This is a genomic window from Bacillus sp. OTU530, assembly GCF_038440375.1.
In genome coordinates, this window is sequence record NZ_JASATP010000010.1 from 57,971 (window position 1) to 73,205 (window position 15,235).

19 protein-coding genes are annotated in these 15,235 nt (G+C 42.2%); 1 reads left to right on the plus strand and 18 read right to left on the minus strand.

Annotated elements, in window-relative coordinates; genetic code table 11:
* Nucleotides 1–101: 101 nt before the first annotated feature.
* The 5 genes from AAHB12_RS09805 to asnB all read right to left on the minus strand — a co-directional run bounded on the left by AAHB12_RS09805 (nucleotide 102) and on the right by asnB (nucleotide 4,224).
* Entirely contained in the window at nucleotides 102–365 is a 264-nt protein-coding gene (locus AAHB12_RS09805) for a LemA domain protein (RefSeq protein WP_129726498.1), read from the minus strand.
* Nucleotides 366–798: 433 nt separating this feature from the next.
* Complete coding sequence (locus tag AAHB12_RS09810) at nucleotides 799–1,116, minus strand: hypothetical protein (protein ID WP_129726499.1); 318 nt, start codon at nucleotides 1,114–1,116, stop codon at nucleotides 799–801.
* 15 nt (nucleotides 1,117–1,131) lie between these two features.
* Entirely contained in the window at nucleotides 1,132–1,623 is a 492-nt protein-coding gene (locus tag AAHB12_RS09815) for a GNAT family N-acetyltransferase (RefSeq protein WP_342045177.1), read from the minus strand.
* Between the two features lie 13 nt (nucleotides 1,624–1,636).
* Entirely contained in the window at nucleotides 1,637–2,107 is a 471-nt protein-coding gene (locus AAHB12_RS09820) for a GNAT family N-acetyltransferase (protein WP_129726500.1), read from the minus strand.
* A gap of 215 nt (nucleotides 2,108–2,322) precedes the next feature.
* Nucleotides 2,323–4,224 carry an asparagine synthase (glutamine-hydrolyzing) gene (gene asnB / locus AAHB12_RS09825; RefSeq protein ID WP_129726501.1) on the minus strand — a complete coding sequence of 634 codons (1,902 nt, stop codon included), beginning with the start codon at nucleotides 4,222–4,224 and terminating at the stop codon, nucleotides 2,323–2,325.
* Nucleotides 4,225–4,420: 196 nt separating this feature from the next.
* Between asnB and AAHB12_RS09830 the strand changes: the two genes are divergently transcribed.
* Nucleotides 4,421–4,885, plus strand: a complete 465-nt coding sequence (locus tag AAHB12_RS09830; protein ID WP_129726502.1) for an Hsp20/alpha crystallin family protein — start codon at nucleotides 4,421–4,423, stop codon at nucleotides 4,883–4,885.
* Between the two features lie 353 nt (nucleotides 4,886–5,238).
* Here AAHB12_RS09830 and AAHB12_RS09835 read toward each other — a convergent pair whose 3' ends face one another.
* The 13 genes from AAHB12_RS09835 to urtB form a co-directional block, all read right to left on the minus strand.
* On the minus strand, nucleotides 5,239–5,901 hold the full coding sequence (locus tag AAHB12_RS09835) for a cupin domain-containing protein (protein ID WP_342045178.1): 663 nt from the start codon (nucleotides 5,899–5,901) through the stop codon (nucleotides 5,239–5,241).
* Between the two features lie 329 nt (nucleotides 5,902–6,230).
* A complete protein-coding gene (locus tag AAHB12_RS09840; protein WP_129726503.1) occupies nucleotides 6,231–6,848 on the minus strand; it encodes a HoxN/HupN/NixA family nickel/cobalt transporter in 618 nt (205 codons plus the stop codon).
* A gap of 22 nt (nucleotides 6,849–6,870) precedes the next feature.
* Complete coding sequence (locus AAHB12_RS09845; RefSeq protein WP_342045179.1) at nucleotides 6,871–7,686, minus strand: urease accessory protein UreD; 816 nt, start codon at nucleotides 7,684–7,686, stop codon at nucleotides 6,871–6,873.
* 2 nt (nucleotides 7,687–7,688) lie between these two features.
* Nucleotides 7,689–8,297: an urease accessory protein UreG gene (gene ureG / locus AAHB12_RS09850; protein ID WP_129726504.1), complete on the minus strand. Its 609-nt coding sequence runs from the start codon at nucleotides 8,295–8,297 to the stop codon at nucleotides 7,689–7,691.
* A gap of 27 nt (nucleotides 8,298–8,324) precedes the next feature.
* Nucleotides 8,325–9,014: an urease accessory protein UreF gene (locus tag AAHB12_RS09855; RefSeq protein ID WP_342045180.1), complete on the minus strand. Its 690-nt coding sequence runs from the start codon at nucleotides 9,012–9,014 to the stop codon at nucleotides 8,325–8,327.
* Nucleotides 9,007–9,453: an urease accessory protein UreE gene (gene ureE / locus AAHB12_RS09860; RefSeq protein ID WP_342045181.1), complete on the minus strand. Its 447-nt coding sequence runs from the start codon at nucleotides 9,451–9,453 to the stop codon at nucleotides 9,007–9,009. Before ureE ends, AAHB12_RS09855 begins: the two co-directional genes overlap by 8 nt.
* Before the next feature lie 10 nt (nucleotides 9,454–9,463).
* A complete protein-coding gene (gene ureC, locus AAHB12_RS09865; RefSeq protein WP_342045182.1) occupies nucleotides 9,464–11,173 on the minus strand; it encodes an urease subunit alpha in 1,710 nt (569 codons plus the stop codon).
* Nucleotides 11,170–11,493 (minus strand): urease subunit beta, encoded by a 324-nt coding sequence (locus tag AAHB12_RS09870; RefSeq protein WP_342045183.1) that lies wholly within the window; start codon nucleotides 11,491–11,493, stop codon nucleotides 11,170–11,172. Before AAHB12_RS09870 ends, ureC begins: the two co-directional genes overlap by 4 nt.
* Nucleotides 11,494–11,504: 11 nt before the next feature.
* The gene (locus AAHB12_RS09875; protein ID WP_342045184.1) at nucleotides 11,505–11,807 is read right to left on the minus strand and encodes an urease subunit gamma; all 303 of its coding nucleotides are present in this window, start codon (nucleotides 11,805–11,807) and stop codon (nucleotides 11,505–11,507) included.
* 24 nt (nucleotides 11,808–11,831) lie between these two features.
* Nucleotides 11,832–12,530, minus strand: a complete 699-nt coding sequence (urtE, locus tag AAHB12_RS09880; RefSeq protein ID WP_129726509.1) for an urea ABC transporter ATP-binding subunit UrtE — start codon at nucleotides 12,528–12,530, stop codon at nucleotides 11,832–11,834.
* Nucleotides 12,524–13,276 (minus strand): urea ABC transporter ATP-binding protein UrtD, encoded by a 753-nt coding sequence (gene urtD / locus AAHB12_RS09885; RefSeq protein ID WP_129726510.1) that lies wholly within the window; start codon nucleotides 13,274–13,276, stop codon nucleotides 12,524–12,526. The genes urtE and urtD overlap by 7 nt, the downstream gene beginning before the upstream one ends.
* Entirely contained in the window at nucleotides 13,251–14,312 is a 1,062-nt protein-coding gene (urtC, locus tag AAHB12_RS09890) for an urea ABC transporter permease subunit UrtC (RefSeq protein WP_129726511.1), read from the minus strand. Before urtC ends, urtD begins: the two co-directional genes overlap by 26 nt.
* Before the next feature lie 12 nt (nucleotides 14,313–14,324).
* Nucleotides 14,325–15,227: an urea ABC transporter permease subunit UrtB gene (urtB, locus tag AAHB12_RS09895; protein WP_129726512.1), complete on the minus strand. Its 903-nt coding sequence runs from the start codon at nucleotides 15,225–15,227 to the stop codon at nucleotides 14,325–14,327.
* Nucleotides 15,228–15,235: the final 8 nt, after the last annotated feature.

Genomic DNA, 15,235 nt, shown 5'->3' on the forward strand with positions numbered 1-15,235 from the left:
TTTCAAAAACTAGAAGGGAACTCCGCATACTCATGCATGTCATCCTTTCAACCTTAAAGTTTCCATTACTAAAATAAAAACACCTGACTTGTAATCAGGTGTTAGGCAAACTCTTTTATGTTCTTATGCTGCTTTTCTTTCTCCATTGCATTACGCACAATGCACATTTTGGTCACGGTATAACGAAGAGTATCCTCAATGTTGTCATCTTCGTTCAACTGGATTTTGGCGAGAGCCGCCACCGTATTAGCAAGATGCTCTACCGAATGACGCATTTGCGTATTTTGATTAAAAAACGCTTCCTGCAGCAATGTTTCCACAATCTCTTGCGCTAAATCTTGGATACGACGCAATTTCTCCTCCATATCTCCAACCTCCCGACCAAATGTAGATAAACTAAATCGAATCAAAAATTATTCTACTTAATATAGTACTATTCTGCTATGTTATTTATATTCCTGCCGTACTGAGTGCAATTTTTACGATAAATTAAGAAAAGCGGACAAGGCCCGCCTTTTATGGCAGCGTAGGGGTGGCGGTGCTTTTTGCCTTTTGCGAAGGTTCAGCCCGGAGTCTGCCATTTTGGTCCTTGGGAGCTAGACATCACCCCGAAAGGTTATACTTTCTGGCACGAACATTCGCTGATTGATAAGCCCTGCCCTTGGCGAAGATGGAGGCATAGCCCTACTTTTACTGTATTCCTAACATTTCTAACTACGTCGAATTCACCTCTAACTGGAAATTTATACTTTCTTACAGTGTAAAAAAGCCGTCTGTTCTGAAAAACAGGCGGCTTATCTATTTTTTTAACCAATTTAAAATAAAAATATAAGATTGATAATGGACATGCCGGATGAAAGCCAGCAGGAGCAGCACACCAGCCGCAATCATACAGTAAAGCATTCCAAATTGGACAATAACCCGTAGACTTGGAGAAAATAAAGCTACTTTCTCGATGCCATACAGTGCTGAGAAGGTTAGAACAAGTACTGGAAGATGGGGCATTTCATAAGGTACTCCTTTTGCGCCAAGCCGCTTCATGAGTATAAACCCTATCGTTTCGCATAAAACTAAACAACTAACAGCACTTACAATCCCCCACGTAGCTGACATCATACCCCTGCCTTCGCTTTAAGATTTTAAAATAAGCTGATAAAAGAGCACATCCTGCCATTCATTGAACTTATAGCCAGCTTCGAGGAGACATCCGGCGAAGCTAAAGCCAAAATCCTCGTGAAGCTTAACGCTTATATCATTTCCTTTTGTAATACCTGCAACAATCATATGAAAGCCTTTGTCAGGTGCCAATTCAAGAATGATTTGCATAAGCGTACGAGCCACTCCCTTGCCACGCGCATCTTTATGTACATAAACGGAAATTTCAGCCGTGGATTTGTATGCTTCCTTTTCACGAAACGCAGAAAGTGAGCAATAGCCAAGCACATGTCCATTCTCCTCTGCTACAAGAAGCGGATACGTATCTCCATATTTTTGAAACCATTCGTGTCTTTCCTCTAGTGTTTGCTCTCGCAAGTCAAAAGTAGCTGTTGTATTCCGAACAGCGTCATTATAAATGTCTAAGATGCCTGGTACATCCTCTAGTACAGCGTGACGAATATTCATGATGTTTCCTCCGTTACAACAGTTGTTTTTCAAAGTAGTCTATAGCTTCCCCATTAGAGGTTTGCTGTTCCTCCAACCACACGAAGCCAAGCCCTTCCCAAAAGCGTTTCGCTTTTTTATTTTGCTTCGGGATAGCAATCTCTAGACCTGTTATCCCCTTTTCTTTGAACATATTTTCAATTAAAAAGTACGCATTTGTTCCATATCCATATCCCTGATAATCACCATGGATCATCAGCAAATTAAGCCGGACATCCCCATCCCTTTTAGAACCTTCCATATAATCGAGCAAACCAACATAAGTGTCATCTGCTTTAATAAAATATAGATCCCGCTCAGGAATAGGATGAAAAAAACGGTTTCTCAGTTCTTCATCCGTACACAAGGATCCCTTATTTTCCCATTCATTATAGGCAGGATTAGAATGAAAGATCTCCTTAATTACATCTAGATTATCTTCCGTAACGCGTTCCAGTGTGAACATATCATCTCTCCAAACGTTCTCATAATATAAATGTATTACGCGGACAAGTATTTATGAAAAAAACCTTAAAGCAAACCGCTTTAAGGTTTTTTTCTCACTTTAAGAAAGTATGAGTTTCCATTTAAAAGCGAATTTGACACAGTAGAAAGCTTTAGGAATAAAGTGTAAGTGTGACTACACCTCACCTCAGTCTTCACCAATCGGCGACCTCTTCCTTATACTCTTGCGTAAGCCTGTACAGTCGCTTCATGAAATGCTTCCGTATTATATTTACGCTCAATAAAGATTTGATGCCATACCATAAAAGTAAGAACCGTCCAAATTTTACGGCTATAGTCACCTTTACCAGCACAATGTGCTTCTAGCAATCCCAATACATATTGTTTATCAATTAGATGCTCTGTAGCGCTATCTTTTATGATAGAAACCACCCAATCATGCATCTCGTTTTTCAACCAATGACGAATCGGAACAGGGAAACCAAGCTTTTTACGTCCCAACACATGATCCGGTACAATCCCATTTACCGCCTCACGTAGAATCGCCTTCGTTGTGCCATCAGCAATTTTGAGTTCAGTTGGAATCTCCGCAGCAACAGCGAACACTTCTTTATCGAGAAACGGAACGCGAAGCTCAAGAGAATGTGCCATCGTCATTCTGTCTGCCTTTAATAAAATGTCACCACGCAGCCATGTATACATATCAATATATTGCATTTTACTTACATCATCATACATATGAATTTCATCATAAAGCGGCTTAGTAATGTCTAAATAACTAACTCCGTTATTGTAACTCTTCATCAGTTGCTGCTTCTCAGCTTCTGTGAAAATTTTGGCATTTCCGTAATAGCGTTGTTCAATTGGCGTACAGCCGCGTTCTAGGAAACTCTTCCCTTTAAAACCTTCCTGAAGAGCTCCACTTAATGCCTTAAGCACACGTTTTCCTGGCTCTGGAATGTAAGAAAACATCTTTAAAGAATTTGGTTCGCGGTAAATATTATAACCGCCAAACAATTCATCGGATCCTTCCCCCGAAAGCACAACTGTTACATGCTTACGAGCTTCCCTAGCAACAAAATACAAAGGAACAGCCGCTGGATCCGCAAGAGGATCATCCATATGCCAAATGATTTTTGGAAATTCCTTCATGTACTCTTCTGGTGTTACATTGACACTATAGTTTTTCACCTGCAGCTTTTCTGCTGTTTCCTTTGCTACATCTACTTCACTAAAGCCCTCTCGTTCAAAGCCAACCGAAAACGTTAGCAAGTTCGGATTAAATTCCTTCGCAATGGATGCGATAATAGATGAATCAATTCCCCCTGACAAAAAGGATCCAACTGGTACATCACTGCGCATATGTACTTGAACTGAATTGTACAAGACATCACGGATTTTTTGGATATGCTCATCTTTTGTCGCATGGGACGCCTTAAAGTGCGGCTTCCAATACTGATGGAAGGAAATCGGTTGTCCCGGTTTTTTTACAAAATAATGACCCGGCTCAACTTTACGAATATCCACAGTGAGCGTTTCTGGCTCAGGACCATATTGATACGTGAAATAATGCTGCAGTGACGTTGGATTTACACCCTTATCACGAAGCGCGTGTAAAATGCTCTTTTTCTCCGAAGCAAAATATACTGCATCCCCATCCTCAGCAAAATGAAGAGGCTTGATACCAAAATGGTCACGCGCACCGAAGAGTACCTGCTCTTCACGATCCCAAATCATGAATGCATACATCCCTCGCAGATACTCAACACACTTCTCCTTCATCGTTGCATACAGCGCAATGATAACCTCTGTATCACCGTGTGTAGCAAATGTCGCACCTTTTTCAAGAAGCATCTCTCGCAGCTCTAAATAATTGTAGATTTCTCCATTAAAAATAATGACATATCGCTCATTCTCATATGTTAGCGGCTGATGACTCGCTTCTAAATCAATAATGCTTAAACGCCGAAAGCCAAATTGCACATATTCATCGCGAAAATATCCTTCATCATCCGGACCGCGGTGATAAATTATCGTATTCATATTTTCAAACTGCGTAATTTCTTCGTTGGAAAGTGCTTTAGGTTTTTCGTACAAACACCCTACAAAACCGCACATAGCTCTTACCCTTCTTTCTTTCAATTTCCATTGTTTTTTTTTCTGTACTGCCATATTGACCTTATTAATACTAGCATAAGAATGACAAGACTGCGAGAAAAAGTATAATAAAATCGCTTTCATTACCAAGAGATCCATCACCTTTAGGCAAATGCATCATATGATATCGCAGAGTCATTTTAAGGAGGTAATGATAATGAGCGAAAATAATAAAAATGAGCTCAACCGTTCTCAAATCAAAAATTACTTAAAACAAATTGATAACTTTTTTGAGCAGACACCTTTACGCAATATCATCGCAGAAATGAATCATTTGCTTCAAAAAGGAAATCGGCTAGTGACATTTCCTGTTGATTTGTATGAATCAGGTGATTCCCTTGTCATTCAAGCCGAACTGCCAGGCATAAACAAAAATCAAATTGTTATAGAAGTACAAGGTGATTATTTACGTATTTCCGTAAAGGACGATGTGCTAGAAGAGGAGCAAAACGATACCGATAGCTATTACCGCCGCGAACGCTCCCTCACAGAAGCTACTCGTCTCATCAAGCTGCCTTACCCTATCAACAAGAAAAATACAAAAGTGTCTTATCAAAATGGTGTTTTAGAAATCCGTGCACCGCGAGCAGCATACACAAACGACATTTTGTCCATTGACTAAATGAGTACTAAACATTTAGGAAAGAACCGAATATGTAGGACTATGATGGTGTATCCAGGTCATCAACAAAGCAAAGGCAGCCCCGCATTGTGAGGCTGCTCTTACTTTTGTTACCAGAAACTCCGCTCTAGAAAGTTGATTAATTTCTTGGCAGTATCATGAGATTTCTCCTACGTAGTTTCTATTTCTCTATATATACCATGTTCATACGGAATGAGTATAGCACGGAGTTCCAGGGAATGCAGACTACAGCTTAGCTGGGCGCTCATAAAAGGAAAAGGACCCAACTCTCGAGTCCTTGTGTATCTCTCCCTAAACGTATCCTTTCATTAAAAAAGATTTAGCTTTCCGTATCAGCTTTCTATGCCATTGTCTAAGGTAAGTATGTTTTCTCCAATTTTTACGGTTATCGAACTATGTCCATTGTATTGATCGCTGTATTTTGTGTTTAATTGTCGACCTACAGTTGAGTTTGGAGGCCCTATTACTACAGAATCATTTATCGGAGCCAGTACCTCTGCTAATTGTTTCGCATTTATATTATAGGCATTTTCGAACACTTCTGGAGGTGTGAAACGCAACATATCAGAACCATCTGCATTTTCTGGTTGATCATTATTAAAGAAGAGATGGAGGTGCGCTTCATCTGAGACAGGTGTAATCCAATGCCACCAGCCCATTGGTATGAAGACCACTTGACCTGCCTTTGCTCGATAATGATGCAGCTGCTTAGTATCCGGGTCAAGGATGGAAGTGATCGCTTCTCCTGAAACGACGACATCTAGCTCCCATGCGTTTGGATGCCAGTGTGGCTCTCTTATAAATCCCTTGGTTAGAAAGATGTCAACAAAAGCTCCACCTACCATAGCGGGCAACTGTGTTGAGGTTACTTCATAAGCAATATTTTCATCATTTCTCTTGAAAAGTACACTATTTCTGGAGTCAAAAAAAAGATTTGGGGTTCCCGTACTTTTTTTTATGTTGGTGTTATTAGAAATATATCCAGAGTTAACCATTCTTTACTTTCCCCCTTTCACACTATCATTCTAGAAATATTTTCCGACTTTAGATACTGTACTACATGATATGTTATTGAACACATTCATTATATGTAGATATATGGGCAGTTGTGTAGGGACAGTTGTTAAACTTTATTTCTAAAATTTCTCACTACGTCAAGTTGATTTCCGGCTAGAAATTTATGCATTCTTAAAGTGCAAAAAGAGGCTTCCCAAAAGTTCAGTGAACTCATGAGAAACCTCTCAGAAAATAGCTAATTTAAAATTCACGGCATTAAAAATGCGGAATACACCTTAAAAATCTCGATATATCAAGGCTTCCTCCTCTAAAATGCAATACTATACATGTAATATAAGCCATACAGCAAGCTAAGCGCGGATGCCATCACCGCAACGGAGGACTGCAAAGAATGACGGGAAGCTGCCCATATAAATGGTAGGCCAAGCGCTGTCGTAAATAAAAGCATGCCGGCGATTGTTCCGACTCCAAAGATTAAAATAAACTGGAACGCCTCCATTGTTGTATTTACTCTTGTTAAAGTAAGCAACACCATCGCTGCACTTCCAGCTAAGCCGTGAATTGAACCGATTGCAAACGACTTCGCATGAAAATGTTTTGTGCCTCCGTGTTCATGCACCTTTTGTTTTCTACTTAGACGAACCCCATTCACACCAAGGTATACAAGCATAATACCAACGAAAAACTCTAGAAAAGCCGCCGTTTGCTCAGAAATTTGCTGCTTTAAACCTATCACAATCATACCGACTACTAAAAGAGTTGCACTATGACCAAGACCCCAAAATATTCCTGTCATAGAGGAACGTGATAGTTTCTTTGTCCGGCTTGCGATGGTTGAAACAGCAATAATATGGTCTGGCTCAGTTGCATGCTTGATTCCTAATATAAATCCTAGTGCCAATATAGATAAAAAACTGCCACTCATACACAAATCCCCCTGTGTTTCCCTAATACTTTCTTAAATCGAGCGGTACTTGCTGCCATTGCCTTCTCACTAAATCCGTACACGCTTGAAATATACGTTCAATTGTTTGTGTATGATAAGCAAGCACACGAACAACAATGCCATTTGTTTTTAAAGCAGACCAGCCAATTCTTGCTTCACTACTGCAAGTTTCTAATATATTACTTAGCTCTTTTATCCATTGTTCGGTAACAAACGGGGAAACGAGAAGCCATGCTCCAAAATGCGTATACCCCTCCATTTGCATAAAGGAAGACATATCGTGACCTTTAGGCTGTAAAAAAAGATGATCATATACTTGAAGCTTTTCATCCTCATAGATTTTCAGCTTAGAACGAACCCAATCATATTGAAAGTGTTCCCCTGTTTTGGACCAGCCTGGCGTGATAATGTCGCTATATAAAAAAGTTGCCCCTCTTTCCATATGCACTGTCGTTTCCTGGACAAAGCGGGATTTCTCATACGCAATAAGAGGGTCAGGCAAAAATTCGAGTATACTTCCTTGCTTCAATAAGATAGAAGTATACTGACGGACTGGTTTATCTGGTGTTCGATATACCTTGGTCGAGGCTTGCGTTGTGACCGTCAGCCTTGCATCCTTCTTTAAGGAAATGCTGGTTTCATAGGAATCACCATTTACATACCCTCCCCCTACATGAATGCAGTAAATCGTAGGATGAGAGGATTCAAGGTATACAGGTCGCGTCACTTTAAATGCCCCTTCAAACCAACAATCAGAAATGATAGTTTGTCCATCCTTTTGCATCGCCTCTATGCAGAGAGAACCAGTGTGTTCCATACCTACAGCCCTATAAGCAACGCTTGTTTTTTAATCCACTCGACCACCTCATTCAATCCTGTTTCGTCCTTTAGATTCGTAAAGAAAAATGGCTTATTTCCACGTGCCGCTTTCGTGTCGCGTTCCATTACCTCTAAGCTAGCGCCGACATAAGGAGCAAGGTCGATTTTATTAATAATAAATAAATCGGATTTAATCATTCCTTGTCCACCTTTTCGAGGAATTTTCTCCCCTTGCGCAACATCAATAATATAAATAGAAAAATCAACAAGCTCTGGGCTAAATGTTGCAGCTAAATTATCGCCGCCGCTTTCTACAAAAATAATCTCTAAATCAGCGTGCTGTTCCTTTAATTCATCAATTGCCGCAAAATTCATAGATGCATCCTCGCGAATCGCGGTATGCGGGCAGCCTCCCGTTTCAACGCCGATAATGCGGTCCTCTGGCAGAATGCCATTTTTCATTAAAAACAGCGCATCCTCCTTCGTATAAATGTCGTTTGTAACAACGGCCATACTGTGTTCCTTATGCATCGCTCTTGTCAGCTTTTCCACAAGCATTGTCTTACCGGCACCCACAGGTCCGCCTACACCAATTCGTACTGGTTCCATCTCTCATTCATCCCTTCTTATCTATCGTTATGACATGAACAATCTGACAGGTAAATGCTCATGCCTCATTTGGGCAATCTCAAGTCCTGGTGACGTCATGCCTAGTTCTTCTGCATCGGCTTTTTCAATTTTCTGCACAGCCTGCTGGATAAGGGGCTGCACAAACAATAGCAGCTTTTGTCCATCCGTTTGACCAAGGGGAACAGCTCGAACGGCATTTTGAATCAGCGATTGCACAACTGAGTATATGTATGCCGCTATTGTCTCTCTCTGGTTAATTTCCAAACCGTATGCAACAAGTGCAAATGCAATTGCAGGGTGACCGTATGCTTCCTTCTTTCTTATACGCTGCCCATATTCAGCAAGAAGAACAAACTCGGAATATAGTACACTACAAAGCTTTACTAGCCGCTCTCCAATCCTACGGTTGCCTTCTCTCGTCTCCCTCGCAAGCGCGAGTGCGGACAGCATGGCATCAAGTTCCCATAGCTTTTCTATATTCCCCTCTTTTACATACTCATAAGCAAGATGACATGCCAATCCATCTGTATACGTCACCTGTATGTCCATATATGTATGAAGAGCAGCCTGAAACGTTATGGTATTGTGAATCCCTTGTTCATATATGTACGTCTCTAATCCAAAGGAGTGTGAAAAGGCACCTGACGGAAAATTCGAGTCGCACAGCTGCAGCAGGGACAACAGTTTATTAATCATGCTTATGCCCAATGTGACGGAACGCCTGTCTCACCTTTCGCTCTTCCCGGCGATGTGGAATCGAAAGCTGCTGTAGTAAGTCCTCTACAAGATAATCATACTGCACCAGCATTTCTCCTCCCTCGAACTGCGCCGGAAGATGACGATTGCCCAGCTGGTGCGCAATTTCTCCCATTTGCTGCAGCGAGGTTGGTGAGATGACCAGCAAGTCATCTGCGAGTACGCTAATAACAATCATATTCTTTTCATCTTGATATAAAATGTCGCCATCCTGTAAATCCTTCGCATCCTTCAAGCGAATCCCAATCTCTTTTCCATGATCCGTTGTAACACGCTGAATCCGTTTCACAAGATCACTGCTCTCCATGTATACCCTTTCCTTATGCGGAGCAAGCTTCTCCGCCGTCTCGATGTTTCCAACAATGCGTTCAATAATCATACATCTCACCTCAAAATAAGAAATATCGCTGAGCCATCGGCACAACCTCCGCAGGCTCGCATGTAATTAACTCTCCATCTACCTTCACTTCATATGTTTGCGGATCTACCTCAATATGAGGCATTTCACCGTTGTGAATCATATCCTTCTTCTGCAGCGTCCGCACACCGCGCACAGGTTGCACCATTTTTTTCAAGCCAAGCTTTTCCGGGATGCCGCTTTGCATTGCTGCCTGCGACACGAATGTAATTGCTGTTTTATGCAGTGCTTGGCCAAAGGCTGCAAACATCGGCCGATACAAAACAGGCTGCGGCGTTGGGATAGAAGCATTTGGATCTCCCATTAAGCTGCTGGCAATCATTCCTCCCTTTACTACTAGCTCAGGCTTCACTCCAAAAAAAGCAGGCTCCCATAGCACTAAATCAGCAAGCTTTCCAACCTCCACCGAGCCAACATACTCTGAAATTCCATGCACTAACGCTGGGTTAATCGTATATTTGGCAACATAGCGCTTTGCCCGAAAATTATCTCCATTTCCGGTATCCCCTGCTAACTTCCCGCGTTGCTTTTTCATTTTATCCGCTGTTTGCCACGTACGGGATACTACTTCCCCAACGCGGCCCATTGCCTGCGAATCAGAGCTAATCATACTAAACACGCCTAAATCGTGCATAATATCTTCGGCAGCAATCGTTTCCTTACGAATGCGTGAATCAGCAAAAGCAATATCCTCGGGGATAGCAGGATCCAGATGGTGACAGACCATAAGCATGTCTAAGTGTTCATCTAGTGTATTTTTGGTATACGGGCGAGTCGGGTTTGTGGAGGAAGGCAGCACATTCGGGAAGCTCGCAGCTTTCATAATATCAGGCGCATGGCCTCCTCCTGCTCCTTCCGTATGGTATGTATGAATAACACGCCCATTAATTGCAGCAATAGTGTCTTCTAAAAAGCCGCCTTCATTGAGCGTATCGGTATGAATTGCCACTTGAATATCATACTTGTCCGCCACGCGCAAGCTGGTATCAATTGCCGCCGCTGTTGTACCCCAGTCCTCATGGAGCTTTAAGCCGATCGCACCCGCTTCGATTTGCTCAATAAGCGGCTCCTCAGCTGAGGCGTTTCCTTTCCCTAAAAAGCCGATGTTCATCGGAAATGCGTCTGCCGCCTCAAGCATCCGAAATATATTCCATGCACCTGGAGTACATGTTGTTGCTTTTGTACCCGTGGCCGGTCCCGTTCCACCGCCAATCATTGTTGTAATCCCAGAGGAAAGCGCAGTATCAATTTGCTGTGGACAGATAAAATGAATATGAGCATCAATGCCACCTGCAGTTACAATCATTCCTTCAGCAGCAATAATTTCAGTGGAAGCCCCAATCATCATATCTACATGATCCATCAATAACGGATTGCCCGCCTTTCCGATAGAAGCGATTTTCCCATCCTTTATCCCAATATCCGCCTTATAAATGCCCGTATAGTCGAGAATAACAGCATTTGTAAGTACAAGATCCATGGCAGCTTCACGCCCCGCAAGCGGATGCTGACCCATTCCATCACGGATCACCTTTCCGCCTCCGAACTTCACTTCATCCCCATATACGGTATAATCCTTTTCAATCTCAATAAACAACTCCGTATCCGCAAGACGAATACAGTCCCCAGTAGTCGGACCAAACATATCCGCATATTGCTGTCGTGACATACGAAAGCTCATCCTTCTCCCCCCTTATCTAACGCTCCGTTCACACCGTTATTTAAACCATATACATGGCGGGAGCCCGAAAACGGAACGAGTTCTACTTCCTTCGCATCCCCCGGCTCAAAGCGAACAGCTGTCCCTGCCGGAATGTTTAAGTGCATGCCATACGCCTTTTCCCGCTCAAAGGAAAGTGCTGCATTGACCTCATAAAAGTGAAAATGTGAACCGACCTGCACCGGACGGTCTCCCCGGTTGAGCACAGACACCGTTTGTCCCTTCTTGCCAGCATTACAAACTATCGGCTCTGCTTGTAATCTGTATTCTCCTGGTATCACAATAACCCCTCCTAGCGAATTGGACTATGAACAGTAACAAGCTTCGTCCCGTCTGGAAATGTCGCCTCTACCTGAATATCTGAAATCATTTCAGGAATTCCTTCCATTACATCATCTCTCGTTAAAATGGTTGTGCCATAACGCATAAGATCGGTGACCGACTGCCCGTCACGTGCTCCCTCTAAAATTTCGTATGTAAGTATCGCGACAGCTTCCGGGTAATTGAGTTTTAATCCTCTTGCCTGGCGACGCCTTGCCAAATCTGCTGCTACAACAATTAACAATTTCTCTTGTTCACGAGCTGTCAGCTTCATGTGAATCACCCTTTCCCTTCCCCGTTATACGACTAAATACTTTTTCACTTCATCCATCTGTGCGGAAGCGATATCCCCATGCGCAACAATCTTACCATGGTCAACAACATAGTAATAATCCGCACATTCGAACGCTACATCCAGACTATGCTCTACTAGCACAATTCCTACTGTTTTCGAAGCGGCAATTTGTGATATGACCTGTTGAATTAATTGGACAATGGAGGGCTGAATACCTTCCATCGGTTCATCCAAAAGCAGTAATCTTGGCTGGCCCGCCAATGCACGGGCAATTGCAAGCTGTTGCTGCTGGCCCCCACTCAAATCCCCTCCTTTTCGGTGGAGCATTTCCTTTAAAACAGGAAACATCTCAAACAAGTGCTCTGGTATCCCTTTTCGTTCCTGTTTCGGAAGAGATTCAAGTCCAAGTAGCAGATTTTCTTCCACTGTAAGCGTCGGAAAAATCTCTCTTCCCTGTGGAACATAAGCCATACCTCTCTTCGTCCGCTCCTCAGGAGGCAGCTTTTCAATAGGATTGTTCTCCCAAATAATAGAACCTGCAGCTAACGGGAGCAATCCTATGATACTTTTCATAAGTGTTGATTTTCCAACACCGTTTCTGCCTAGAACAGCAACAACAGATCCTGGGAGTACTTCCATATCAATATTCTCTAACACCATACTCTCATCGTATCCGGATTGTAACGAAGCTACTTTCAGCAAGCTTTTCCCCTCCTTCCTAAATACACTTCAGCCACTTGCTCATTTTGTTGAATTTCCTCCATCGATCCTTCACATAGTACCTTTCCTTCGTGCATAACCGTTACCTTTTTAGAAAAATTTTTCACAAATTCCATATCATGCTCCACGATAAGAACAGAACATGTATCAGCAATTTCATGAATAAGCTCACCTGTTTTATAACGCTCTGACTCACTCATACCAGCAATCGGTTCATCGAGAAGCAAAATCTGAGGCTCTTGCATAAGTTGCATACCAATCTCTAACCATTGCTTTTGACCGTGCGCAAGTGATCCGGCTGCTTCACTCATCTGTTCCTTCAGGCCAATTTTTTCAAGCAAGGAAACAATCTTGTCCTTCTCCTCACCAGACAACTTCGCCCGAAGCACTGACCATAAATTTCTTCTCTGTTTAACAGACAGTTCTAAATTTTCAAACACTGTAAGCTTTGAAAAAATAGACGGTGCCTGAAATTTCCTTGTAATGCCGAGATTTACAATTTCATGCTCCTGTAATTTTGTGATTTTCTTTGTCTGCTGAAACAAAACCTCACCAGATCTCACCTTCGTTTTTCCGCAAATCACATCAAGCATTGTTGTTTTTCCTGCTCCATTCGGACCAATTAAAAAACGAACCTCCTGTGGTTGAACCTCTAAATCGACTCCTTGAATGGCCTTGAACCCAGAAAAATCCACGAGAATATTACGACACGATAGAATCGGCTGCATCCTTTTGTCCTCCTTTTGCTTTTGTCTTCATAAAACGCTGCTTAAGCGACTGAAATGCTCCCACAACTCCTTCTGGCAAAAACACAACAACGATGATAAACAAAAGACCGAGAAAAATTAGCCAAATATCTGGATAGGTCTCACTGAAAAAGCTTTTAGCGCTATTGGTTATAATCGCTCCGATGATTGCTCCAATTAATGAATGTCTGCCACCGACTGCTACCCAGAGAACCATTTCAATAGAAGGAATGATACCCATCATCGCGGGTGAGATAAGACCAACCTGCAGAACAAACAAAACACCAGCCAATCCAGCCAACGCTGCTGAAGCGCTATAGACAAATACCTTGTAAGCAGTTGGATTAAAGCCAAGAAAACGAACTCGGTTCTCCCCATCACGGATTGCCATTAATACACGGCCAAAACGGCTGTTTGTCATAAACGAATACACCCAAAATGCTAACGCTAGTACGAAGACGGTAAGGATGTACAAGGCAATTTGTACAAGTGGTGAGGAAAGTGAAAAACCAAATGCAGTGGAGAAGTTTGTTAGACCATTCGTTCCACCAGTCAAGTCCTGTTTTGCAATAAACAAAGTTACCGCTACAACCACAACCGCCTGACTGATAAGAGAAAAATATACACCTTTGATTCTATTTTTAAATGTTAGATATCCTAAAAAAGCAGCTAACAAAGCTGGAATGAATACAGCGGCTGTAATTGCAAATACCGGATTAGAAAAAGGCTTCCAAAATAACGGCAGTTCAGACAAGCCGCTCCATTCCATAAAATCTGGGAGCTTCCCGTTCACAGCCTCTAATTTTAAATACATAGCCATACAGTAAGCACCCAGTCCAAAATACACACCATGTCCAAGACTGAGAATACCTGTATACCCCCAAATCAGACATATACTAAGCGCAATCATTGCAAAGCAAAGGAACTTCCCTAATAACGCAAGCCTGAATTCTGTTAAATAGAAGGGGCCCAATAATAAGATAAGAAAAAACAAGCTATATCCCCACTTATGTTTCATTTGTTTCCCTCCTTAATCCAGTGAGCGGGTACGGACACTAACGAGTCCGGACGGCCTAAATTGTAAGAATGCAATGATAAGTACAAAAACAATTACTTTTGCCATAGATGCATCAGTCGAATACTCTACAATCGTTTCGACCATTCCAACTCCAAATGCCCCAAGTATTGTCCCAACAAGTTTGCCAATGCCGCCTAAAATTACAACCATAAAAGCGTCCACAATGTAGTAGGTTCCAATTGTAGATCCAATTGGTCCTAGAACGGTGAGGGCACAACCCGCAATCCCCGCAAGTCCAGAACCGAGAGCGAATGCATAGGCATCTACCTTTTTCGTTGAAACCCCAAGACAAGATGCCATGCTCCGGTTCATTGTAACAGCTTTCATTCTTCTTCCTGCAGCGGTTTTATCCAAATAGAAGTATAAGACAGTCATACAAACAAGCACTAAAAACAAGATAAATAAACGCTTGTATGGAAAAACAAGCCCCGCAATCACTAAACCTCCATCTAACCACGAAGGGGCTGTAACAGCTACGTTAGGCGCCCCGAAAATAGAACGTGCCGCTTGCTGTAAAATTAAACTGACACCCCATGTTGCTAGTAGACTGTCTAGAGGGCGATTATACAAATATCGAATCAGCGTTTTCTCTATTATCACTCCAAGAAGCGCCGAGACACAAAAAGCGAGAGGAACAGCTACTATGTAATAGTAATCAAATAAATCCATTGGTAAGTACTTCGTGAATACTTGCTGTACGACATACGTCATATAGGCGCCAACCATAATAAGCTCACCGTGTGCCATATTAATGACATTCATCAATCCAAAGGTAATCGCTAAACCAAGAGCGATAAGCAACATGATGGAACCTAGACTGACCCCGTTAAAAAGCTGTGTAATAACAACAGACATATAATTCA